The following is a 22,692-nucleotide window of genomic DNA, read 5'->3' on the forward strand; positions in this document are numbered from 1 at the left end:
TAGATATCTTATTTACTATTCGAGACTTGCAAGCGTCCACTTCGCACAGAGTTGTGTAGCCGGCGGTCGACAGCATCGACGGAGACACATCAGCTATTGCTAGGCGTCGCCCATAGAAGTGTGCTACGGCATGTGAAAGGCAATTTAATACCAATACATCAGCAATTAACACGAGGCGATTTTAATTGAGAACTTGGCTGCTGGCCTAGTGGATTAATTAAAATCAATGGAATAAACTTCCATTCAAGTTTTTGAATCGTTCGGCTCAGAATCTTTATGTCGACGGGCTTGGGCCGGCGCTTCGCCCCATATCGACCTGTAGTTCCAGGGTCTGAATGCCCCATAAGCGCCTGCTTTACTTCCAATGAAGCTTTTGCACGATCAAGAGCATCTTTAAATGAATGTCGAAATGAATAAAGTGATTTCTGTTCTTCATTGATACCGATCGTATTTTTTGAAAATTCGCTCCAAAACGCCGAGAAATAATTGGACGCGATTGAGATATCACCTGATTTGTCCTCAATGGTGCTCCACAAGGTGCGCCATCCTTTTTGCCGGGCTGCGTCGACGAGGCCGAGGAAACCGAAGGATAAAAGCTCTTTCCGAATCGGCACGTAACGCTCCCGAGAATAAGCTTTGATGGCTCGTCCGCCTGCCGTCGTTACCCTGAAACACAACACGTCGGCGTCGGGGTGCTTGCAAATCGTGTCAGGGCCAAGCTGAAGAATCTCGGACGAGATCAAACCGTGCGTGCACGAGATGAGCGGCAGCCAGAATTGGAGTTCGCCGCACGCTTTCACACGGGCCAATCGCTCACCGGAGCGGAAGATCGGATGAGCGAAGATGCGGCTGAGTTCGTCAGGTGAATATGAATCGCGCTTGTCCTCATTTTCCGGAACGTCAATGTAGATACCGCCCTCGATCGCACTGTGGACCCAGCCTTTACCGGACGCCGTCGCGACCATGGTGGTGAGAAAGCCGGTTTTTTTGTTGACAGTCGCGACCTTGTAGCCGGCATGATCGGTTAGGTGATCCCGAAAGCGGATGACGTGTTTGCGTTCGACCAAGCCGACATCCGTGACCTTGGTGAGATCCGCGAACCGCTTGATCGTCGCGCGCATGTCCGCGACGAGATGAGCATCAACTTTTTTCTTGAGCCTCTCTCGATCTCGAATCCATTCGTCGATGCATTCATCGAGCGATTTGCCGGCGCCATGGGTCACAGCTGAGATAGATGCGACCACCTCTTGGGTCATATCGATCTGTGTTGCCTTCCGGCGCCAAGGTCCGTCGATCGTATCGGGATGGATGTGGCTCACGGGTTTGCCGCCCTCACGATCGAAGACGACATCAAGCGCGTGGAGTTCGGCTTGCAGGCATCCACGCAGGATTTGGTCGTAATAGGGGGAGGAAATCGATAGGGTCACCCCGAGGCGCGTCGCATAGGTCTGCAGGTATGAGATGCGCTCCCGGCCGTAATCAGCGATGCTCATATCAAGAAGTCGTTTTTTAAGGGCGATCCTCTCCTTGAGCACGAACGCGTCCAGCCAGACGGCCCGGTTCGGCACCTCATCGCGGGATAGGTGCCGACCCGTCATCGCCTTCGCGCGCAGCTGCAGGTCATCGTCGATCCAGGTCGCCTTGAGCCAGGCGATGAAGTTTTCCCAGTCGGGCCATGTCCACCCTTCATGCACTACAGGCGCCACTTGGAAGCCAAGCTTCAGGCGTGCCTTCGTGAACTGCTCTTCGACATCCCGGTCGATCTGAGCTGCCCGCAACCTCGCCTCGGTCGGGATCCGGGTCTTCAGCGAGCGCTGAATCCGGGTCGTGGCGAAGGCACTTGCAACATCATCCGGGATGCGTCGCACGTACTGAAAGACGCCGTTCCGGCGAATCACATGATTGGGCAGGGGCACGTTCTCATCGTCCATGTTATGCAGATTGTTATGCATTTCGGCCCTTCGCAAGGCCGTATGGTCGACGAACGTTAAGCGCTTACAGCTGCTTAGAAGAAAATTGGTGGGCCCGGCAGGACTCGAACCTGCAACCAGACCGTTATGAGCGGTCGGCTCTAACCATTGAGCTACAGGCCCTGCCGTGGCGGCAGCCGAAGGCGTATCCGAGATCGCGGGCGTCGTCACCCCGGTCGGGTCCGGGTTCCGGCGCGGGCCGGAACAACGTCCGGCGCGAACCTGTTCTGTCCGCAACGCGCCGCGTGCGCCGCAACGGAGACGATCATGACGGGAACGACGATTCGGGCGGCGCTGGCCGCCGCGCTCATCCTCGGCTCGGCGGGGGCGGTGCTCGCCCGCGGCGGCGGCGGCAACGGGGACAGCGGCAGCGGGCTCTCGCCGTATTCGGCGCTCAGCGGCAACGACCGCTCGGCCGGCGTCAATAACGGCAACTACCGCGATCCGCGGCTCGACCCGTATCTTGGCGCCTACGGCGACGGCTACGCCCGTCCGGCCCGGGACCAGTACCGGCCGGTCCGCCGGCCCTATTACGGCTCGCCGTACTGAGCGGACGGGCAACCGGGCCGGCCGAGGCTGGCCCGGAATCCGCGGGCATCCGGCGTCAGGCGGTGCGGACCGCCCGGCGCTTGCCGATGGTGGTGACCTGCATCAGCCCGACCATCACGAGGATCGTCGCGACATAGACGATACCCTGCAACGCCGTGGGACGGTCGGTGTAGCCGACGAGGGCGTGCAGAACCCGACCCGGCCAGCCATTCTCGGGCATCAGCGCGGAGCTGTTCCACAGGATCTGGTCGAACCCGGTGACGATGCCGGCATTCGACAGGAACTGCGCCGCCTGCGCCGCGAGGCCGGCGGCGAGGAGGACGATCAGCACGCTCGTCACCGAGAACACGTAGCGGCTCGGGATCGCGGCGAGGCCGAAGTAACTCACGCCTGACAGGAGCGCGCCGGTGGCGACGCCGGCGAGCGCGCCGACCTGAAGATCGGCACCGGACGCGCCCGAGGCCACGAGGCCGTAGAGGAACAGCACCAGTTCCGCGCCCTCGCGCAGGATCGCCGCGCCGACGACGAGCGCGAGCGCCGCCGCGTTGCGGCGGCCGGAGCGGACGGCCTCGCCCGCCGCGCGGAGTTCGCCCGCAAGTTCGCGCCCGTGCGCGCTCATCCAGGTGTTGTGCCAGATCAGCATCATCACGGCGACGATGAGCACGGCGGCGTTGAGCAGGTCCTGCCCCGCACCCTCGAACGCATCCGAGATCCGCTCGGCGAACAGCGCGACGGCGGCGGCGCCGGCCAGTCCCCCAGCGATTCCGAGCGCGACCCAGCGCCCGCGGCCCGGGATGCCGCGGGTGGCCGCCAGCACGATCGAGATGATGAGGCCCGCCTCGATGACCTCGCGGAAGGCGATGACGAAGGCTCCGATCATGCGGATGTCCTAGCTGTCGCGGTTGGGCAGCGCCGACGCGCTACCAGATCCAGAAGAGGAGGGCCCAGTTCACCACCGCGAGCCCGGCGGCGGCGGCGATGCCGGCGGTCGCCGCGATCCGGCGCAGGCCGCCGGCCGACAGGCCCGCGACCCGCCACGCGAGCCACAGGCTCCACAGGCTCGCACCCCCGAGCAGGGCCGCCCGGATCTCCTGGACGTGGGGGATCACGATGCCGTCGCCACGCAGGAACGTGACCGTGAGCGCGGAGAGCCCGAGGAAGACGCCGCAGCCGGCGATCGGGATCAGGGCCTGTGTGAGGTGATGGAAGCGGGCGGTGGACCAAGGCCCGAGGGCGCGGGCCGCGAGCGCCACCAGCCCCGTCAGCGCCAGCCCGATGCCGAGGCAGGCCCCAGCGACGTAGGCGAGCAGCACCGCGTCGTCGAGGAGGGTCAGCACGTCGTTATGCTCGGGGTAGTTCGTCAGCACGAACCACGGCGCGGAGGTCTCCAGCGGCCACGTGATGCCGCGCTCGATCAGCCAGGTGGCGAGCCACTGCTTGGCGTCGATGGTCCAGGGGCTCGACGACCACTGGAACGCGCCGACGGCGAGCCCGATCATCCCGAACAGGATCAGCACGGTCTGGTCCGGCGACGGCTCCGAGCCGGCGACGTTGACGATCTCGTGGTTGGGCGAGCGCCGGGCGAGCCGCACCGCGCCGCGGTAGCCGCTGCAGCGCCCGCACATGTGGCAGGCGCCGGCCCCGCGCATGGTCTTGACCGGCACCAGCGGCGCGCAGGTGAAGCCGTCGCGGCGCGCCGGCTTCGGAGAGGCGCCCCAGGCCGCGCCGTCCACCTGGAAGCTCACCGGCGCGAGCTTTGCCAGCACCGCGAACACGCCGTTGACCGGGCAGAGGTAGCGGCACCACACCCGCTTGTCGCGGCCGTAGACGAGGCCGACGGCCACCGCCGCCACCGTCGAGCCGCCGAGCACGGCCAGCACCGGCTTGGGGTAGCCGTAGACGCTGACCATCTGGCCGTAGACCGTGGTGGCGGCAAACGCCAGGAACGGCCAGCCGCCCCAGGTGATCCAGCGCGGCACGGCGCGGCCGAGGCTCCAGCGGCTGGCGAATTCCGTGAGCGTGCCCTCGGGGCAGAGCACGCCGCACCATGCCCGGCCGGCCACCACCATGCTGACCAGCACGAAGGGCCACCAGATGCCCCAGAACGCGAACTGCGCGGCCAGCGTCAGGTTCGACCAGAGATGCGCGCTGCGGTCCGGCAGCGGCAGGAAGGCGGGGACGGTGACGAGCACGACGTAGAGGCCGACCACCGCCCATTGCACGGTGCGCAGCGCGCCGCCGTGGCGCCGGAGCCAGTCGCCGAGGCCGGCGAGGCGTCCGTCGATCCACGCCTCCCGCTCGAGGATGAGGCTCGATGCGGCCATCGGCTACTTCGCCACCAGCGTCGCCTTCGCCCCCAGATGGAAGTCGTCGAAGACGTCGTAGCTGCCCGGATCGAGGGTGCGGAACACGATGGCCGAGGTGGAGCCGGCCGCGAGCGCCTTCTCGCGCTTCAGCTCCGCGCTCTCGAACTCCGCCGGCGAGGCGCCGGTGTTGGAGATCTCCAGCTTGAAGCGGGTCCTGGCCGGCACCTCGATGACCGCGGGCAGGATCACGCCGTCGCGCATCTCGACCTTGATCACCGGCATGTCGTCGGCGCGCGCCGACACGCTCAGGACGGCGATCACGAGAACGCCGAGGAGGCTCGGAAGACGGATCATGGCCGACGGCCTCGGCTTTCCCATGTCAGTAAGCGCCCTTCTTGCCGATGCCGGCGAAGGTGAAGTCCTGGGTCACGTCGAACGGCTCGAACCACGCGGCCACACCCGTCTCCTTGTCGACGTGGCGGCCGAAATGCGCGTGCGGGCCGGGGGGCGCCACCGACAGCTTCAGGCGGTAGCGGCCCGGCCCGAACAGCTTGACGTTGTCGCCGTAATGCGGGCCGTCGTTGGCGACCATGCCCATCAGCGCGCCCGCGACCTTCTGGTCGGTGGGCTTGTCGCCGTCGAGCTTCACCACCTCGAAGGTCACGGTCAGCGCCGGCACCCAGTCGCCCTCGGCAAAGCCGTTGCGGTTGTCCTTGGCGGCGCGGATGTCGGTCTCGAGATGCAGGTCGGACTGCGCCGCCGCGCGCATCATGTCGGGCGGGTCCATCTCGATCGGCTGCAGGTAGACCGCGGCGACCTCGAGGCCGTTCCGGGTCACGTGCGGCCCGATCGGGATCTCCTTGGCGAGCGCGGGGGCGGTCAGCCCGGCGAGGCCGGCGAGCAGCGGGAGGGTGATGAGGGTCGCGCGCATGGGACGCATCGCATACCCGGACGCGACGAAATTGGAAGAGGCATGTTCGTCACATGCTCAAATGATAATCGTTCCAAACTGGAAGTCTTTCAGTCGAATTCGACGGTTATTCTGGCGATCGAAAAACGAAACAAGTGTTTTGATCGCGCTTGGTCCGGCGGGTGCATGACCCGCCGGACCGCTCTACTTAGAAATGCACCGCGAGCAGCGCGGCGCCGGAGGCCGCCACCGCCCCGCCCAGCACGGGCGCGACCCGCGTGCGGCCGGCATGCGCGGCGATCAGCCCGAGCCCGAGGCCGGCGGCGTGGAGCAGGGCGGTGCCGGCGAGGAAGCCGAGCCCGTAGACGAGACCGGAGGCGGTCTCGGGCATCTCGGCGCCGTGCGCGTAGCCGTGGAACAGGGCGAAGCCGCCCACGAGCGCGGCGAGCGCGCTCACCGGCAGGCCGAGGCCGAACACGGCCGCGAGGCCGAAGGCCACGATCGAGAGCCCGATCCCGGTCTCGGCGAACGGCAGGCCGATCCCGGCCATGCCGAGGCCGGCGCCCGCCGCCATCAGCGTGAGGAAGGACGCGGGCAGCACCCACGGCGCCCGCCCGCCGCGCAGGCCCGCGAGCAGGCCGACCGCGACCATGGCGAGCACGTGGTCGGCGCCCCCAAGCGGGTGCAGGAAACCGTGGGCGAGGCCTGCCGCCTCGCCGTGGCCGGAATGGGCGAGCGCGGCCTGCGGCAGCAGCACTAGGGCGGGGAGGGCGAGGGCAGCGAACGGCTTCATGGCAAATCCTGAACGGTTACGGTCCCGAAGGGTGATGGCGGCGATCATCGGACGGATGGGCGACGGGCGCTACGGCAAACATCACTCCATCGTCGGGGCGAGCGTCTTGACGCCGGGCACGTCCTCCCCGAGCCACGCCGCGTTCTTGGCGGTGCCGTCGAAGGTCGCGCTGGTCTTGAACAACTCGTACTTGCCCTCCAGCGCGTAGGGGCGGCTGCGCCCGAGGAGTTCGGCGACCTTCGCCTTGTCCATCGGCCGATACGTCTTCACCGCCTCGAACGCCTGGTCGAGGTCGCGGCGGCTCTCGATGCCGGTGATCAGCACCGAGACCGGCAGGTTCAGGCCGAAATGCAGGTACTCGACCGGCTTGATCGGCGCATCGCTCTTCAGGATCACGCCGTCGCCGAAGGTCTTCATGCCGAGCGCGGCGATGCCGTTCTGCACCAGATAGGGCAGCACGAGGTGGCCGAAGCTGCGGAAATGCGCGTCCATGACGTTGAGCGGCATCTGGCAGGCATCGAACACGAAGCCACGCTCGTGCGCCACCTCCAGCATCTGCAGGTGGATGCGCGGGTCCTTGTGGCCGGTGAAGCCGATGTAGCGCAGCTTGCCCGCCTGCTTGGCTTCGACGAACGCCTCCATCGCGCCGCCTTCGGCGAAGACCCGGTCGGGGTCGTCGTAGCGCAGGATCTCGTGGTGCTGGACGAGGTCGATCCGGTCGGTGCGCAGGCGCTTGAGCGATTCGTCGATCTGCCTGGCCGCCTCCGCCTTGGTGCGCCCGTCCATCTTGGACATCAGGAACACCTTGTCGCGGTAGCCGCTCTCGCTGAGGGCTGCGCCCATGCGCAGCTCCGAGCGGCCGTCGTTGTAGTCCCAGCAATTGTCCATGAAGGTGATGCCGCGATCGATCCCTTCGTGGATGAGGCGTGCCGCGTCGGCGTTGCTGAGCGCACTCTTGCCGAGGTGGAAGCCGCCCATGCCGATCACCGAGAGCTTCTCGGCGTGCCGCCCGAAGGCGCGGTAGAGCATCTCGCCGCGGCGCTCGCCCGGATCGGTGACGAAGGGCAGGTCGGCCGGGTCGGCCGGGCGGTTGCCCGGAAGCGCGGCCGGGTTCACGGCGGCGGTGGCGGTGGTGCTGCCGGCGGCGGCGAGGCCCGCGCCGACGACGGCGCTCTGGAGGAAGCTGCGGCGTTCCATGGTGTCGGCCTCATCGGTTTGCGGGTCCGGTCAGGACCGCGAAAGCCCCTCGCGGGGCGGGAGGGGTCTCAGCCGGCAGCCTTGAGGCGGTCGGCGGCGTGGAGCAGGCGCAGCGCGGCGCAGGCCGCGCCGTAGCCGTTGTCGATGTTGACGACGGTCAGGCCCGGCGCGCAGCTCGCGAGCATCGCGTCGAGCGCCGTGCGGCCGCCCTCCGCGACGCCGTAGCCGACCGACGTCGGCACGCCGATGACGGCGCCCGCGACCAGGCCGCCGAGCACGCTCGGCAGCGCCGCGTCCATGCCGGCGACGCAGATCACGACCGGGTGCGCCCGGAGTTCCTCCAGCCGCCGGGTGAGCCGCCACAGGCCGGCGACGCCGACATCGGCGACGAGCGTCGCGGCCCGGCCCTGGTAGGCCAGCGTCCGTTCGGCCTCCCGCGCCACCGGCACGTCGGAGGTGCCCGCCGCGACGATGGCGATGCGGGCCGGCCCGTCCACCGGACGCGGCGCGCCGAAGAAGGCCGTGCGCGAGACCGGGCAGTAATCGAGCCTGCGGCGATGCCCGACGCCGAGCGCGGCGTGCCTGTCCGGATCGAGGCGGGTCAGCAGGAAGCGGGCCTCGCGCGCGGCCGCCGCATCGAGGATCGCCGCGATCTGCGCGGCCGACTTGCCGGCGCAGAACACCGCCTCCTCCAGGCCGATCCGCTCGGGGCGCGCGAAGTCGAGGGTGAATTCGTCCGCCACGCTCACGCCCGAGCCTCCGCGCCCACGAGGAAGGCGCTGCCGGTGCGGTAGGGCTCGAAGCGCACCGGCCCGCGCGCCAGGGTTGCGGGCGCCTGCGCCGCGATCCAGCCCGCGAGATCCGTGCGGGCGCCCGCGTCGAGGCCGGCGAGGCTCGCGGGATCGAGCTCCACCACGATACCGGCCGCGCGCACCCGGCAGCGCACGGCGCGGCGCGGATCGCCCTGCGCTGCCACCCGCGCCCCGACGCGGCGCTCGACGGCGTGGATGAAGGCCAGCGTCTCCGGCTCGATGCGGATGCCGGTCTCGACCCGGCTCGACAGGCAGGGGGCGGCGGGCAGGTCGGCCACCGCGCCGAGGCCGAGGTCGCGGGCAAGCGCGCGGACGGCGGCCTTGTCGAGGCCGGCCTCGACGTAGGGGTGGCGCACGCCGTGCCCGCGGGCGGCGTCGAGGCCGGGCCGGTACTCGCCGAGGTCGTCGAGGTTGGCGCCCGACACCATCGGCCGGGCGGTGACGCGGGCGATCGCGCCGTAGAGGTTGGTCTTGCAGAAGAAGCAGCGGTTGACCGGGTTGGCCCGATAGGCCGGATCGGCGAACTCGCCGGCCTCGATCACCCGCAGGCTCCAGCCTCCGCGCGCCGCCTCTTCGCGGACGCGGGCGGTGGCGTCTGCCGGCACGGCGGGGGAGGCGGCATGCACCATCAGCGCCGCCTCGGCCCCGAGGACGCGATGGGCGAGGGCGGCCAGCGTCAGGCTGTCCACGCCGCCGCTCACCGCCACCGCCAGCGGGCCGATCGCGCGCAGCACGGGTTCAAGCCGGGCGCGGGGCGCGCTCACGACGCCCGCTCCGGCCCATCGGCGAGCGCCAGCGCCTCGGCCGTGCGGCGCAGGGCGGCCCGCGCGGCGTGGCCTTCCTGCGCGAGCGCGTCGTCGGCCTCGGCCTTGGCGGTGCGCCCGCCCGGCCGCTCGGCGAGCTTCACCCGCACGCGCCGGCCATCGACCGCGACGCTGGCGGCCTGCCGGGGCAGGGCGCGGCCGGCGACGAGCGCGTGCCGCAGGCCGATCGTGGTGGTCTCGGAAAAGCACGCCGCGGCGGCGGCCTCGAGGGCCTCGGCGCGGGCGAGCACGCGGACATGCGCCAGCATCCGGCCCTTCTTGCCGAAGGCCGGCATCTGCACGACGTCGAGCACGTCGGCCCGCGCGCGCAGCCGGTCGAGCCCCATCGCGAGGTCCTCGCCGGACTGGTCGTCGACCTCGAACTCGATCACCGCGACGGTGCGGTGATCCGGATGCGCCTCGGCGGCCGCCTCGTCGAAGGCCAGCACGCGGACGCAGTTGCTCAGGCCCGGGAGGCGCTTCGTGCCGAACCCGACGCCCGAGCGCAGCAGGGTCCGCGGCTGCGCCCGCGGCTGGGACGCGCCGCCGCAGAGGTGGCGCAGGATCGCGGCGCCGGTCGGCGTCACCCGCTCGCCGGGCACGCCGTCGTCATGGGTCGGGAAGCCCTCCAGCAGCCGCGCGGTGGCGGGCGCCGGCACCGGCAGCAGCCCGTGCTGCGTGCGCACGAAGCCCGAGCCGAGGGGGAGGGCGCCGACGCTCCAGCGGGTCGCGCCGACCGCGGCGATCAGGTGGGCGGCCGCCGTGATGTCGGCGATCGAATCCCAGGCGCCGACCTCGTGGAAGGCGACCTGCTCGACGGCGATGCCGTGAACCCGCGCCTCGGCCGCGGCGAGGTGGCCGAAGATCGCGAGCGCGTGCGCGCGGACCGCTGCTTCGAGGCCGGCGCGCCCGAGGGATTCGCGGATCTCGGACCACGGCCGGTGGCCGTGCCCGCCGTCGTGGTGATGGTGCTCGCGACGATCGTGCGGATGCCCGTGGCCGTCGTGGGCATGATCGTGGCCGCGCGGCGCCGAGCCGGAGGGCGCGGCCTCGCCCGGGCCGGAGACCAGGAAGCGGCTGCCCTGGAGGATGCCGTCGTTGTGCGGCAGGAGCCGGCAGGCGACGCCCGCGCGGCTCGCGGCTCGCACGCTCGCTGCCACGCCTTCGGCATGCTCGGGGAAGGCGTCGAGGAGGGCGGCGGCGAACATGTCGCCGGCCATGCCGCCGAGCGCGTCGAGGTGGATCTGCATGCCTGTCCGGTGGCGCGTCGGGCCCTGTGCCTGTCCGTCGAACGCGAGATCGGCCGGAAAGGTTTCGGGGCAAGCCCCCCGCAGGGAATTGGCACTTCCCGCAGGGGAAACCGGAGCCCCCGTGCCGCCGCGCGAAAGGCCGCGCCATCGTGCAATCTGATATGGCGGGATCGCCGGGCGTCGGGTATCCGACGGGGACCGCGGTGCGGTCGCGCACAAGCCTTCCGCTCGCATTGCAACACAGGCAGCCCTCGATGACACGCATCCCGGCCCTCGCGCTCGCCAGCCTCCTGACGCTCACCGCCGCGCAGGCCGCCCCGCAGGTCGAGCGCCTGCGCGGGACGATCGAGGCGGTCGAGCCCGGCTCGATCACCCTCAGGACGATCGACGGAGCCTCGGAGACGGTTGCGCTCGCCGACGACACGAAGTTCGTCTCGGTGGTCAAGGCGAGCCTCGACGACGTCAAGGACGGCACCTTCATCGGCACCGCCACCAAGGGTGAGAACCCGCGCACCGCGATCGAGGTCGTGCTGTTCCCGGAGGCCATGCGCGGCACCGGCGAGGGCCATTACGGCTGGGACACGATCCCGGACACCACCGCCGGCGGCGCCCGGGTGAAGAGCGCGATGACCAACGGCACGGTCAGGGCGGACGCGCCGGCCCCGCGGGTCAAGAGCGCGATGACCAACGGCACCGTGGCCGGCAGCACGGGCGCCGGCGGCGCGCGGACGCTCACCGTGACCTACAAGGACGGCGCGCAGACGGTGCTGGTGCCGCCGCAGGCGCCCGTCGTCGCCTTCGAGCCCGCGGACAGATCGGTGCTGAAGCCCGGCGCCAAGGCTTTCGTCACCGCAGCCCGGGACGGCGCGACGGTCAGCGCCCGCCGGGTCGCCGTGGGCAAGGACGGGCTGACCCCGCCGATGTAGGCGTCGCCGACGGCGGTTCCCGCCGGGACGATCGCACGGACGCCGTCACACGGCCGTCACACCATCGCGGCGAGAACAAAATCCGCGCCCGGCCTCCATGGCCGGAGCGCAGGGTTCGAGCAGGGGGAACATCGATGCGCGGCATCATCGGCGGGCTGATCGTGGCGAGCCTCGTCGGCGCGGCCTCGGCGGCCGAGCGTCCGCGCAACGTCATCCTGTTCGTCCCCGACGGCCTGCGCGCCGGGATGGTGAGCCCCGAGACCGCGCCCGCGATGGCCGCCCTTCGCGATGCCGGGGTGAACCTCGCCAACAGCCACGCGCTGTTCCCGACCTTCACCACCGCCAACGCCTCGGGCATGGCCACCGGCCACCATCTCGGCGACACCGGCGACTTCTCGAACACGATCTACACCGCCAAGCCGATCGCGGCGCAGAACGGGACCGTGACGCCGTTCGTCGAGAACGACGCCGTGCTCGGCGAACTCGACGCCGGCTTCAACGGCGACTGGCTCGGCGAGGAGACGGTGCTGCACGCCGCCGCGAAGGCCGGGATCAGCACTGCGGCGATCGGCAAGGTCGGGCCGACGCTGATCTTCGATCACCTCGGCCGCACCGGCGCCCCGACGATCGTCGTCGACGACGAGACCGGCTCCGCCCGGGGCATCCCGTTCAGCGCCGAGATGCGGGACCTGCTCGCGCGCAACGGCTTGCCGGCGGCGGCGCCCGCGCGCGGCGAGAACGGCAAGGCGGGCGACGCGACGACCCCCGGAACGCTGGTGGCGAACGTCGCGCAGCAGGCCTACTTCGCCGAGGTGGCCACGAAGGTGGTACTGCCGCTGTTCAAGGGCCGGGACAAGCCGTTCGTCCTGGTGTTCTGGTCGCGCGACCCGGACGGTGCCCAGCACAACCAGGGCGACAGCCTCGGCAGGCTCGTGCCCGGCATCAACGGGCCGACCTCGCTCGCCGGCATCCGCAACGCCGACGACAACCTCGCGCGCTTGCGCCGGGCGCTCGACGAACTCGGGCTCGCCGCGACCACCGACATCGTGGTCGCGGCCGACCACGGCTTCTCGACCATCTCCAAGGAGAGCGCGACGAGCCCGTCGGCGCGCACCACCATTCCCGGCGTGCCGCCGGGCCAGTTGCCGCCGGGCTTCCTGGCGCTGGACCTCGCCGCGGCGCTGGCGTTGCCGCTGCACGAGCCGGACACGGGCGCCGCGCCGATCGCGCCGGGGCAGCGGCCGAAGCTCGGCAACGCGCTGCTCGGCCCCGATCCGGGCGCGCCGGACCTCGTCGTCGCGGTCAACGGCGGCTCCAACCTCGTCTATATTCCGAAGGGGGACAGGGCGCTCGCCGCCCGCGCCGTCGCGGCCCTGCTGGCGCAGGACTACGTCAGCGGCCTGTTCGTCGACGACGCGCTCGGGTCGTTTCCCGGCGCGCTGCCGCTCTCGGCGGTGAACCTGAAGGGCGAGGCGGTGACGCCGGTGCCGGCGATCGTCGTCAACTTCCGCTCCTACAGCACCGGCTGCGCCGACCCGGAGACCTGCGTCGTCGAGGTCGCCGACACCGCGCTGCAGCAGGGGCAGGGGATGCACGGCAGCTTCAGCCGGGCCGACACCCACACTTTCATGGCGGCCATCGGCCCGAGCTTCAAGGCCGGCTTCGTCGACCCGGCGCCGGTGAGCAACGCCGACATCGGGCAGACGCTGGCCCTTCTGCTCGGGCTCGACATCCCGGCCAAGGGCCGGATGATCGGCCGGCCGATGCGGGAGGCGATGCGAGGGGCGGCGGTGCCGGAGGCGACCTCCGGCACGCTGCGCTCCGAGCCCTCGCCCGCCGGCCTGACCACGGTGCTGCGCTTCCAGCAGGTCGGCGACCAGCGTTACTTCGATGCGGCGGGCTTCCCGGGGCGGACCTTCGGGCTGGATTGAGGCGAGGGTAGCGGACGCGGCAGAACGCCCACCCCGCGGACCGCCCTATCGCAAAAAGTCTCCGAACGCGCGCGGGCCGTCGTCGGTCCTGATCTCGCGGGTCACCGTCAGCCTGTCCGCATCGATCACCGAGAGCGTGTTCGAGCCCCAGTTGGCGACGTAGAGGGAGCGCCCGTCGGCGGAGGCGGAGATGCCTTCCGGGTGGTCGCCGACCTCGATCCGCGCCGCCGGTTCCAGGGTCGCGCGGTCGAACACCGTGACCGTGCCGGAATACTGGTCGGTGACGAAGCCGCGCCCGGCCGCCAGGGCGACCACGTAGGGGCGTTGGCCGGTCTTCACCCGGCCGATCTCGCGGCTTGTCGCCAGATCGATCACCGATACGTCGTCGCCGGTGACGTTGGCGGTGTAGGCGCGCTTGGCGTCCGCATCGAGGGTGATGCCGAACGGGTGCCGCCCGACCGGGATCATTGTGGTCTGGCGGCGCGTCGCGGCATCGACCACCGAGACCGTATCGGCTGCACGGTTGGCGACCAGCACCGTCGCGCCGTCCGGCGTCACCGCGATGCCCGACGGCGAGGCGCCGACCGCGACCTCGCCGTCGAGCCGCAGGCCGGCCTCGGTCCGGACCAGCACGAACAGGCGCTCGGCGTACCAGTCGGCGACGTAGACCGCGCCGCTCTTCGGGTTGACCGCGATACCGAGCGGCCCGCCCGGCAGCGGCAGCATCTGCACGACCTTTCGCGACGGGAGGTCGATCATCGCGATCCCCGGCCCGTCGGGACGGGTGACGTAGGCGGTCCTGCGGTCGGGGGAGAGCGCGACGCCGGCGGGCGAGCCGGCGACCGGTATCCGCGCGACGATCGTGCCGGCGTCGATGTCGATCACGTCGACGGCGTCGGCGCCCTGCGCCGTGACGACCGCCTCGGCGGAGAGCGCCGGGAGCGGTACGAGGCTCAAGCCGAGGGCGAGCCGGAGGCCGGCGAGCCGCCGGCCCCCGCGCCTGCGTGCCGCGGGGCGGCTCAAGAGCCCTTCTCGACCGTGGCCTTCAGGGCGTCGAGGCCGGTGCGGTAGAGGCCGCGCACGGCCTTCTGCGAGGCCTCGTCGTTCAGTTCGGGCGGCGGATCGTTGTTCATGTAGCCGCGGTAGAACGCGCCGTTCCACGAGACCTTCGACTTGCCCTCGCCGTCCGGCTCGACATGAAGCGTGGACGAGTAATCGTTCACGGGTAGCGTCTTCACGTCGACCTTGGTGATCCGATAGGAGTAGCTCATCTTCTCGGCGGCGTACTTGTACAGGCTCTCCTCGACGGTGGCGCCGCCCTTCAGCGTGAGCACGCGGGTCGCCTTGTCGGGGGTGTTGCCCTCCTTGCCCTCGGTCTTCTCCACCGGCGGCAGCCAGCTCATGTCCTGGAAGTTGCCGATCACCGCCCAGACCTTGTCCGGGCCGGCGTTGATCTGCACGGTCTCCTCGACCTTCTTGCGGGTCGGGCCGTGGGCCTGGGCCGTGGAGGCCGCGACCGCGGCGATCGCCACGGCACTCGTGAGGGCCAGTCTTCTCATCGGCGATCCTTTCCTGTCATGGGGTGTCTTCCCCGAACATCCGCCGTCTCATGCGGCGTCGGCGGCGGCGAGGATGCGGGCGTCGGTCCCGAGATGGGCGGCGACCTTGTCCTCGATCCAGTCCCAGGCTTCCCGCTCGCGCGGGCCGGCCGTCTTGGATATCGCGATGGCGAGATAGCGCATCTCGGCCAGGATCTTGTCGGGCGCCAGCCTGTGCAGCCGCGTCGCGAGGATCGCCGCCTCCAGCACCGCGGCCTGCGCCCGGTTGTAGCCGATGAACGGCGCATGCGCCGCGGAATGGACCATGCGCCCGCGGTAGCGCGGACGCGTCGGGTCGTCCTCGACGGCCGCCACCGCGAACTCGGCATGGCCGAAGCTGTCGGCCAGCCGCTTGCCGCGGATGCGGTCGCAATCGACGACGGCCCACGCGCGCCGGCCGGTGACGGCGCCGGCGATGACCCGCACGTCGCGCGGGCTCGACGCGCAGAAGCACGGGTTCGCGTCGAGGTTGAGGATCGTCGGCGAGGGCCGGAACGGGGCGAGCACGTAGTCGTCGCCCTCGCGGATCAGGCCGAAGGGCACGAGGTGCACGCCGCCCTCCTGCGACAGCGTGGTGACGATGGTCTCGAGGATCAGCGGCACGCGCTCACGCCTCCCCGGCCGGCATGTCGGCGAGGGTCGCCGCGCGTCGGGCCTCGTCCGCATCGATGGTGCGGGGCGCCGACGCATCGGCGTCCGGCGGAACCCCGGCGTCGCGCGTGCCCGCGGCTGCGTCCGGGCCGGAATGCCGGGTGTGGCCGGCCTTCTTGAAGGCGGTGGTGTCCTCGACCGCGGCATCGGCCGCGCAGGCCCAGTCCAACGGCTCGTCCTGCACGTAACGCTTGCCCAGCCGCCACGCGGTCTCGGCCTTCGTCAACTCGCCGCCGAGATAGAACGCGTGGGCGCCGTCGCGCGCCACATCGAGATCGGTGAAGAAGGCCATCGCGTCGGTGCCGACCCTGTGGACGTCGCGGTTGTAGACGTGGATGCCGTCCTCGGCGATGGCGATCCGGTAGTTCGGATCGCGCACCGCGGCGGCCAGCCCCGCGATCTCCTCGGGCGTCTGCACGAAGGGGCGCTTGTCGTGAACGGCCAGCAGCGCCCGTCCGTAGCCCTTGGGCAGGGCAGCGTCCTGCTTGGCGGCGTACATCACCCGGCGGGCGGCGTCGTGCTCCTCCACCGTGCGGCGGGTGTGGTTCGAGACCTGCACGATCAGTACGTTGCCGATCGACAGCTCCGAGCACATGCCCACCAGCAGCGCCGTGATGCCGAGGCTGTCGGCCTCGGTGAGTTCGGTGAGGTTGCCGGTGCCCATCATCATCGCGATGTCGGGCCAGCGCGCCCGCGTCGCGCGGTAGCGGACGATCGCGTCGACGAAGCCGAAATGGATCGGCTCCAGGATCGGGTCGGCGATGAAGGGACGGCCCGCCCTCACCATCCGTTCGATCGCCCGGTCGAGCGAGGGCAGGTCGTCCGGCCGCATCGGCACGAGGATCGGCACCGCCTCGGACTCGAAGGCCAGATCCAGGGTCTCCTCGTTGAGGCTGAGCAGGTAGTCGGCCCCGGCCGCCGCGCCGCGGCGCAGTTCGTCGAGCGAGAACGAATCGACGCTGACCCGGAGCCCCTCCGCCTTCAGGCCGCGCACGCAGTCTTCAAGGTGCGGGAACGCCGTGTCCGGCAGGCCGCCGAGGTCGATCACGTCGGCGCCGCGGCGCGCGAGGTCGAGGCCCTTGGCCACCACCTGCGCGGCGGTCATCTTCGAGGCGTCGACGATCTCGGAGAAGATGCGCAGGTCGTGGCGCGACAGGTCCGGCATGCGGCCGGCGAGCCCGAGATGGGCCGGCAGGTCGACGACCTCGTCCGGCCCGCGCTCGACCGGCAGGCCGAAATGCGCCGACAGCGCGTCGGGATTCGCGCGGCACCGCCCCGGCAGGACGATGCGGGTCGCGCCCGCGGGGATGGTCACGCGGCGGCGGATGATCTCCTCGGTCATGAGGGCTGCGACCTTCACCCCCGCATCCGCGATGCTCCAGGCGAAGCGGTCGGCCGGCAGGCCGCCCGCCACCTTCTCCAGCCGGGCGCGGGCGAGCTTGCCGGTCACGAACACGATGTGCTCGGCCGGGCGCGTGCCGGGGTCAGCCGCGCTCACGCGGCGATCCGGTGGGCGAGCCTCACCGCGCCGTCCGGTCCCCACACCTCGATGGCGCCGGCATAGGCCGCCGCGAAGGCCGGGAACGCGGCGTCGACGAGGCCGAGGCGGGCCAGCTCCGCCGGGCTGCGGCCGGAGGGGGCGTCGGTGGATTTCACGAGCACGCAGCGCCCGGCGCCGACCGCCGCCGCGAGCCACAGCGCGAGGCTGTCGGAGGTCACATCCCAGGTCTCGGGGATGTCGGGATGGCCGGCCTTCAGGGGGGTGGGGTCCCAGACCAGAGCTTCGTTTTCCAGAACCCCGCCGGCGCTTTCCCTCCCCCCTCTGCGGGGGAGGGAAAGCGCCGCGCAGCGGACCAGCCGCGGCTCGATCTCACGAAACGACGCCGCCATGCGGGCCATCGCATCGAGCGCCAGCCGATGTGCGACGGCGTCGTCGAAGCCTTCGCGCGCCTGCGCCGTGCGCACCGCGTCGGCGAAGGCGCCCCCGCCCGGCACGATCACGCAGCGTCCGTGAACGCCCTCGGCCAGCGCCGCGAGAAGGCCCGCAAGGCGCCCGGGGTCGGCGCAGAGGCTGCCGCCGACCTTGACGACGGAGAGCGGGCTCACGCAGCGTCTCGGGCGGCAAGACCACGCAAGGTCCGCACCGCGCCGGCGATGCGGGCCGGATCGAGGCCGTTGCGGCGATCATCGTCGCGGCAGAGCCCACCGCGGAAACCGAGATAGTCCGGCCGGTGGCGCGCCAGGGCGGGGATGTCGGCGGCGCGCAGCGACCCGGCCAGCCCCGAGACCAGCCCGTGCGTCCGGCAGGCGGCCGTGAAGGCGGACAGCCGGGCGGCATCGAGGAGGTCGGGCAGGCGGCGGCCTTCCTTGCCGGCGGTGTCGATCATCGCGCCGACGAAGCCCGCCGCGGCGAGCGCCGGCACGCAGGCGGGGGAGGGGGCGTCCTCGGCAAACAGCACCGCGATCAGGCGCGCGGGCGCCGCGTCGGCCGCCCGGCGCAGGGACGCGGCGTCGGCGAGGAGGGCCGGGCGAACCGCGACCTTGACCCACGCGACCCCCGTCGCGGCCATCGCGCGGACGCGGGCTTCCAACTCCTCCGCCTCCGGCGCGCCGGCCACCGCGCTCGTCGCGGCGCGGCCGGCGGTGCGCGCGACGATGGCGCGGACGACGGCGCAGGGCAGGGCGCCGAGCGCGCCGTCATCCGGGTCCTTGGCGTCGATCAGGTCGGCGCCGGCACGGATCGCGGCCTCGGCTTCGGCGGCGTCGCGGACGCTGACGAGGAGGCGGGGCGGGCATGGGGCGGGCGGCGGACACTCGGACACGGGACACTCGCACGGGGAACGCGGCGGCGTTCGGGGGACCTGAACATCACGACCTGAACATCACGACTTGCCGGGCAGGGGCTCGGCGAGCAGGCGGTTCTTGACGATCCAGCGCATCGCGTGCGCCCAGGTGTCGTCGGTGTCGGCCCGGATCACCACCTGCCCGGCCCGCACGACCTTGCCGGTGCCGGCCTCGCTGATGATGACGTTGAGGTTGAAGATCTGGCCCGACCCCTTCTCCACATAGCCGGTCACGGCGAGATCCGCACCCAGGGCCTTGGCGATCGGCGCGGCGCAGCCGTCGCACCTGTAGAGCGGGCCCTGCCTGTCGACCTCCCGCGCCTGGGGCGCCGTGTCGACGGGCTCCAGCCCGCCCCTGTCCTTCAGGGCGTTGCGCAGTTCCTCGGTGACGAGCGCGAGCTTGCGCGCCTCGTCTGGCCGGGCCTTGCGGCCGCCGACGACGCCCGGATCGAACAGCTCGACGGGGAAGATCGCCGCCTTCTCGGGCTCGGCCAGCGCCGCGCCCGGATGGCAGGCGGCGGCGAGCGCGAGCGCGAGGCAGGGTGCGCGAACGGTCGATGTGCGACAGATCATGGCGCGACTGATCATGGCGGGGCTCCGGGCGGTCGGCGGAACGCGCGGCCGGGCCGGCCGCCGCCCCGCATAGGTCGCGCGGCCGGGCGTTTTGGCAATGCTCGCGCATCGCCCTCCCGGATCGCGCGCATCGCTCGCTTGCCGCGTATCGCGCGCCTGCGTTGAACCGGCGCCGCGAATGCTGCTACCTCCCGCCCCATGCACGATCCTGCACGATTCCTACGCGCCGCCATCCTCGCCCTCGCCATCCTCGGCACCGCGGCCCGCGCCCAGGAGCCGGCCGCGGCGCCGGCGCAGCCCGCGGAAGCCGCGGCGACGCATATCGGCCTGATCTACCGGCCGCAGCCGGTGCCGTCCTCGTACGATGCGGAGGCCCCGCCGGCGGACGAGGGCGTGGCCGGCGCCAGGATGGGCATCGCCGACAACAACACGACGGGCCGCTTCACGAAGCGGAGCTACGCCCTGGACGACATCGCGCTCACCGAGGGCGGCCCGAGCGCGGTCGACGCGGCCAGGGCGCTGACGGCCAAGGGCATCCGTTTCCTCGTGGTGGCGCTCCCGGCCGACGCGGTGCTCGCCGTGTCCGAGGCGGTCGGGGCCGAGGGCAACGGCGCGGTGGTGCTCAACGCCCTCGCCCCGGACGACCGCCTGCGCGGAGCCGATTGCCGAGCGAACGTGTTCCACGTCGCGCCGAGCCGGGCGATGCTCGCCGACGCGCTGGCGCAATACCTGGCCTTCATGCGCTGGCGAAAACTGTTCCTGATCGTCGGCCCGACCGACGCGGACAGGCTCTACGCCGACGCGTTGCGCAACGCGGCGAGGAAATTCGCCCTGAAGATCACCGCCGAGAAGCCCTGGACCTTCGGGCCGCTGGCCAGGGCGCGGGGCGACACGCCGACCCGCGCCGAGGCGATGGTCTTCACCCGCGGGCTCGATTACGACATGGCCGTCGTGGCCGACGAGGCGGCCGACTGGGGCGACTACGTCGCCTATCGCACCGTCGATCCGCGGCCGGTGGCCGGCACGCAGGGGCTGGTGGCCACCACGTGGTCGCCGGTGCTGGAGACCTGGGGCGCGGCGCAGGCGCAGAACCGCTTCCGCCGGCTCTCCGGCCGGCTGATGCGGCCGCTCGACTATCAGGTCTGGGCCGCGGTCCGGGTCGTCGGCGACGCCGCCACGGCGAGGAAGAGCACCGACCCGGCCATTCTGATCGCGTACCTGACCGACCCCGCCTTCGGCCTGCCGGCCTACAAGGGCGTCTCGTTGAGCTTCCGCCCCTGGGACCACCAGTTGCGCCAGCCGCTGATCGTGGTCCAGCCCAAGGCCCTGGTCTCGGTGGCGCCCGAGCAGGGCTTCCTGCACCAGCGCACGCCGCTGGACACCCTGGGCACCGACCTGCCGGAGACGACGTGCAGGCTCAAGTGACGGCGGGCGCGCGCGCCGACGGATCGCGGATCACGAAGCGGGCAGCGCCGATGCGCCGCCCTCGCAACGCGCGGGAAACGCGCTACAACGTCCGGAACAGTGTAGCGGCGCCGCCAGAGCGCCACGGGAGGAGACGCATGGACCGCTGCGCGAGAGCAGGGTTGGGGCTTGCCGCGCTCGCGGCGTCGCTCGGGCCGTCGCCGCCGGCGTCGGCCTTCACGGTCTACGTCTCCAACGAGAAGGGCAACTCGGTCAGCGTGATCGACACCGCCACGATGGCCGTCACCGGGACGTGGGCGGTCGGCCGGCGCCCGCGCGGCATCGCGGTGAGCCGGGACGGCAAGGAGGTCTTCGTCTGCGCCAGCGACGACGACCGCATCGACGTTCTCGACGCCGCCACCGGCAAGGTCGTGCGCTCGCTCCGCTCCGGGCCGGACCCCGAGCAGTTCGTCCTGGATGCCACCGGCAACCCGCTCTACGTCGCCAACGAGGACGACAGCCAGGTCACGATCATCGACATCGAGAAGAACAAGGTGCTCGCCGAGATCCCCGTGGGCGTCGAGCCCGAGGGCATGGGCCTGTCGCCGGACGGCAAGGTGCTGGTCAACACGTCGGAGACGACGAACATGGCCCACTTCATCGACACCAAGACCTTCCAGGTGATCGACAACGTGCTGGTCGACGCCCGGCCGCGGTTTGCCGAGTTCACGGCCGACGGCAAGCTGCTGTGGGTGTCGTCCGAGGTCGGCGGCACCGTCAGCGTCATCGACGTTGCCCGGCGGCGGGTCGTCAAGAAGATCACCTTCAAGATCGCGGGCGTGAACGACGAGGCGATCCAGCCGGTGGGCATCCGCATCACCCGCGACGGGACCAAGGCCTTCGTGGCGCTCGGGCCCGCCAACCGCATCGCGGTGATCGATGCCGGGAGCTACGACGTGCGGAAATACCTGCCCGTCGGCCAGCGGGTCTGGCAGCTCGCCTTCACCCCGGACCAGGGGCTGCTGTTCTCCACCAACGGCACGTCGAACGACGTCTCGGTGGTCGACGTCGCGGCGGAGAAGGTGGTCAAGAGCATCCCCGTGGGCCTGCTGCCCTGGGGCGTGGCGGTCTCGCCGCAGTAAACGTCTAGCCTGTTATCGGAGCTTGGGGACGCGGATGATGCGTGGACTGTCCCGTGCCGCGGCGGCGCTCGCCGGCATCCTCGCCGTCGGGTCGGCGTCCGCCCTCGACCTCACCAGGAAGCGCGAGACCCTGCCCGACCTCGTGCTCGGCAACGACGCGGGCAACGACTTCGCCGTCGAGAACAGGGACATCGAACTCGAATCCGGCCGCGCCTACCGCCTGCGGATCGTCGCCAGGGGCCGGCAGGAGTACAAGTTCTACGCCTCCGAGTTCTTCCGCTACGTCTGGTGGAACCAGATCGTGATCGAGCACAAGGAGATCCACGGCGGCGGGCCGCCGGATCACCTGGAATTCGACGAGCCGGGCGAGATCGCGATCGAGTTCGTGGCGATCAGGCCGGGCGCCTACACCTGGGCGGCCCGCGGCCTGGAGGCGAAGGGCATGACCGGCACGATCACGGTGCGATGATGCGCGTGTCCGTCCCTCGTCGGGCCTGCGCCGCGCTTCTCCCGCCTCCTTTCGCCGGGGAAGGGCTGGCGCGCGCGCTGTGCCTTGCCGCCACGCTGCTGACCGCGCCCGCCCTCGCCGACGAGAGAGCCGCCTGCGCCGACGGCATCGCCATGATCCGGGACGCGCTGGCGAAGGACCCGCCCGAGGCGGCGCTGCCGAAGCTGAGGAAGGCCCTGCGGGCGGCCGAGCGCGAGCAGGGCGAGGCCGAGTTCGACGAGTGCCTCGACGCCGTCGGCGACGCCAGACGGGCCCTCGGGCGATGAGCGGGACCCCGGCGCTGGAGGTGGCGAACGTCAGCCACAGCTTCGGCGCGCGCCGGGCGCTCGCCGACGTGTCGATCACCGTCGGGCGCGGGCGTTTCATGGCGCTGCTCGGGCCGAACGGCGCCGGCAAGACGACTCTGTTCTCGCTGGTCACGCGCCTGTACGACAACCGCCACGGCCGGGTCGCGATCTTCGGCCATGCCCACGACCGCGAGCCGTCCCGGGCGCTCGCCCGCCTCGGCGTGGTGTTCCAGGCCCGG

General features: G+C 71.0%; 25 protein-coding genes and 1 tRNA gene. 8 read left to right on the plus strand and 18 right to left on the minus strand.

The window, feature by feature from the left end:
• Positions 1 to 158 precede the first annotated feature (158 nt).
• Positions 159 to 1,931, minus strand: coding sequence for a DUF6538 domain-containing protein (locus tag ACFE86_RS05710; protein WP_375454358.1), 1,773 nt, complete (start codon positions 1,929 to 1,931; stop codon positions 159 to 161).
• Between the two features lie 86 nt (positions 1,932 to 2,017).
• Positions 2,018 to 2,093: transfer RNA gene (locus ACFE86_RS05715), tRNA-Ile, on the minus strand.
• A gap of 144 nt (positions 2,094 to 2,237) precedes the next feature.
• Between ACFE86_RS05715 and ACFE86_RS05720 the strand changes: the two genes are divergently transcribed.
• Positions 2,238 to 2,519 (plus strand): hypothetical protein, encoded by a 282-nt coding sequence (locus ACFE86_RS05720; RefSeq protein ID WP_375454359.1) that lies wholly within the window; start codon positions 2,238 to 2,240, stop codon positions 2,517 to 2,519.
• A gap of 55 nt (positions 2,520 to 2,574) precedes the next feature.
• Here the strand turns inward: ACFE86_RS05720 and ACFE86_RS05725 are convergent, their stop codons facing one another.
• The 9 genes from ACFE86_RS05725 to ACFE86_RS05765 all read right to left on the minus strand — a co-directional run bounded on the left by ACFE86_RS05725 (position 2,575) and on the right by ACFE86_RS05765 (position 10,590).
• Positions 2,575 to 3,399, minus strand: a complete 825-nt coding sequence (locus ACFE86_RS05725) for an FTR1 family protein (RefSeq protein ID WP_375454360.1) — start codon at positions 3,397 to 3,399, stop codon at positions 2,575 to 2,577.
• A 40-nt stretch (positions 3,400 to 3,439) separates the two neighbouring features.
• Positions 3,440 to 4,843 carry a 4Fe-4S binding protein gene (locus ACFE86_RS05730; RefSeq protein WP_375454361.1) on the minus strand — a complete coding sequence of 468 codons (1,404 nt, stop codon included), beginning with the start codon at positions 4,841 to 4,843 and terminating at the stop codon, positions 3,440 to 3,442.
• A gap of 3 nt (positions 4,844 to 4,846) precedes the next feature.
• Positions 4,847 to 5,179, minus strand: coding sequence for a cupredoxin domain-containing protein (locus tag ACFE86_RS05735; protein WP_375454362.1), 333 nt, complete (start codon positions 5,177 to 5,179; stop codon positions 4,847 to 4,849).
• A gap of 25 nt (positions 5,180 to 5,204) precedes the next feature.
• A complete protein-coding gene (locus ACFE86_RS05740) occupies positions 5,205 to 5,756 on the minus strand; it encodes an iron transporter (RefSeq protein WP_375454363.1) in 552 nt (183 codons plus the stop codon).
• A gap of 187 nt (positions 5,757 to 5,943) precedes the next feature.
• Complete coding sequence (locus tag ACFE86_RS05745) at positions 5,944 to 6,528, minus strand: HupE/UreJ family protein (protein WP_375454364.1); 585 nt, start codon at positions 6,526 to 6,528, stop codon at positions 5,944 to 5,946.
• 81 nt (positions 6,529 to 6,609) lie between these two features.
• On the minus strand, positions 6,610 to 7,725 hold the full coding sequence (locus ACFE86_RS05750; RefSeq protein ID WP_375454365.1) for an aldo/keto reductase: 1,116 nt from the start codon (positions 7,723 to 7,725) through the stop codon (positions 6,610 to 6,612).
• Positions 7,726 to 7,793: 68 nt separating this feature from the next.
• Positions 7,794 to 8,474, minus strand: a complete 681-nt coding sequence (gene larB, locus ACFE86_RS05755; RefSeq protein ID WP_375454366.1) for a nickel pincer cofactor biosynthesis protein LarB — start codon at positions 8,472 to 8,474, stop codon at positions 7,794 to 7,796.
• Positions 8,471 to 9,301 (minus strand): adenine nucleotide alpha hydrolase, encoded by an 831-nt coding sequence (locus ACFE86_RS05760; RefSeq protein ID WP_375454367.1) that lies wholly within the window; start codon positions 9,299 to 9,301, stop codon positions 8,471 to 8,473. Before ACFE86_RS05760 ends, larB begins: the two co-directional genes overlap by 4 nt.
• Positions 9,298 to 10,590, minus strand: coding sequence for a LarC family nickel insertion protein (locus tag ACFE86_RS05765; protein WP_375454368.1), 1,293 nt, complete (start codon positions 10,588 to 10,590; stop codon positions 9,298 to 9,300). The genes ACFE86_RS05760 and ACFE86_RS05765 overlap by 4 nt, the downstream gene beginning before the upstream one ends.
• Positions 10,591 to 10,844: 254 nt before the next feature.
• Here ACFE86_RS05765 and ACFE86_RS05770 point away from each other — a divergent pair, with 254 nt between their 5' ends.
• Together ACFE86_RS05770 and ACFE86_RS05775 are read left to right on the plus strand one after the other, a co-directional pair.
• Entirely contained in the window at positions 10,845 to 11,516 is a 672-nt protein-coding gene (locus ACFE86_RS05770; RefSeq protein ID WP_375454369.1) for a metal ABC transporter permease, read from the plus strand.
• Positions 11,517 to 11,650: 134 nt separating this feature from the next.
• Positions 11,651 to 13,447, plus strand: coding sequence for an alkaline phosphatase family protein (locus tag ACFE86_RS05775; RefSeq protein ID WP_375454370.1), 1,797 nt, complete (start codon positions 11,651 to 11,653; stop codon positions 13,445 to 13,447).
• Positions 13,448 to 13,492: 45 nt separating this feature from the next.
• Here the strand turns inward: ACFE86_RS05775 and ACFE86_RS05780 are convergent, their stop codons facing one another.
• From ACFE86_RS05780 to ACFE86_RS05810, 7 genes are read right to left on the minus strand one after another with little or no spacing between them, the layout of a single operon-like run.
• Positions 13,493 to 14,470 carry a YncE family protein gene (locus ACFE86_RS05780; protein WP_375454371.1) on the minus strand — a complete coding sequence of 326 codons (978 nt, stop codon included), beginning with the start codon at positions 14,468 to 14,470 and terminating at the stop codon, positions 13,493 to 13,495.
• Positions 14,467 to 15,006 carry an SRPBCC family protein gene (locus tag ACFE86_RS05785; RefSeq protein WP_375454372.1) on the minus strand — a complete coding sequence of 180 codons (540 nt, stop codon included), beginning with the start codon at positions 15,004 to 15,006 and terminating at the stop codon, positions 14,467 to 14,469. The genes ACFE86_RS05780 and ACFE86_RS05785 overlap by 4 nt, the downstream gene beginning before the upstream one ends.
• Before the next feature lie 48 nt (positions 15,007 to 15,054).
• Positions 15,055 to 15,648, minus strand: coding sequence for a DUF447 domain-containing protein (locus tag ACFE86_RS05790; protein WP_375454373.1), 594 nt, complete (start codon positions 15,646 to 15,648; stop codon positions 15,055 to 15,057).
• A 4-nt stretch (positions 15,649 to 15,652) separates the two neighbouring features.
• On the minus strand, positions 15,653 to 17,194 hold the full coding sequence (locus tag ACFE86_RS05795; RefSeq protein ID WP_375454374.1) for a DUF6513 domain-containing protein: 1,542 nt from the start codon (positions 17,192 to 17,194) through the stop codon (positions 15,653 to 15,655).
• Complete coding sequence (locus ACFE86_RS05800) at positions 17,191 to 17,802, minus strand: uridylate kinase (protein ID WP_375454375.1); 612 nt, start codon at positions 17,800 to 17,802, stop codon at positions 17,191 to 17,193. The genes ACFE86_RS05795 and ACFE86_RS05800 overlap by 4 nt, the downstream gene beginning before the upstream one ends.
• Entirely contained in the window at positions 17,799 to 18,518 is a 720-nt protein-coding gene (locus tag ACFE86_RS05805) for a (5-formylfuran-3-yl)methyl phosphate synthase (protein ID WP_375454376.1), read from the minus strand. The genes ACFE86_RS05800 and ACFE86_RS05805 overlap by 4 nt, the downstream gene beginning before the upstream one ends.
• Before the next feature lie 60 nt (positions 18,519 to 18,578).
• The gene (locus ACFE86_RS05810) at positions 18,579 to 19,112 is read right to left on the minus strand and encodes a DUF3280 domain-containing protein (protein WP_375454377.1); all 534 of its coding nucleotides are present in this window, start codon (positions 19,110 to 19,112) and stop codon (positions 18,579 to 18,581) included.
• A gap of 198 nt (positions 19,113 to 19,310) precedes the next feature.
• Here ACFE86_RS05810 and ACFE86_RS05815 point away from each other — a divergent pair, with 198 nt between their 5' ends.
• The 5 genes from ACFE86_RS05815 to ACFE86_RS05835 form a co-directional block, all read left to right on the plus strand.
• Positions 19,311 to 20,537, plus strand: coding sequence for an ABC transporter substrate-binding protein (locus ACFE86_RS05815; protein ID WP_375454378.1), 1,227 nt, complete (start codon positions 19,311 to 19,313; stop codon positions 20,535 to 20,537).
• A gap of 137 nt (positions 20,538 to 20,674) precedes the next feature.
• Positions 20,675 to 21,658 carry a YVTN family beta-propeller repeat protein gene (locus ACFE86_RS05820; RefSeq protein WP_375454379.1) on the plus strand — a complete coding sequence of 328 codons (984 nt, stop codon included), beginning with the start codon at positions 20,675 to 20,677 and terminating at the stop codon, positions 21,656 to 21,658.
• A gap of 34 nt (positions 21,659 to 21,692) precedes the next feature.
• Positions 21,693 to 22,127, plus strand: coding sequence for a hypothetical protein (locus ACFE86_RS05825; RefSeq protein WP_375454380.1), 435 nt, complete (start codon positions 21,693 to 21,695; stop codon positions 22,125 to 22,127).
• Positions 22,127 to 22,432, plus strand: a complete 306-nt coding sequence (locus tag ACFE86_RS05830) for a hypothetical protein (RefSeq protein WP_375454382.1) — start codon at positions 22,127 to 22,129, stop codon at positions 22,430 to 22,432. The genes ACFE86_RS05825 and ACFE86_RS05830 overlap by 1 nt, the downstream gene beginning before the upstream one ends.
• A partial coding sequence (locus ACFE86_RS05835) for an ATP-binding cassette domain-containing protein (RefSeq protein WP_375454381.1) occupies positions 22,429 to 22,692 on the plus strand: 264 nt, incomplete at its 3' end. The genes ACFE86_RS05830 and ACFE86_RS05835, both read left to right, overlap by 4 nt.

The sequence above is a fragment of the uncultured Methylobacterium sp. genome (assembly GCF_964244095.1).
Lineage (GTDB): Bacteria > Pseudomonadota > Alphaproteobacteria > Rhizobiales > Beijerinckiaceae > Methylobacterium.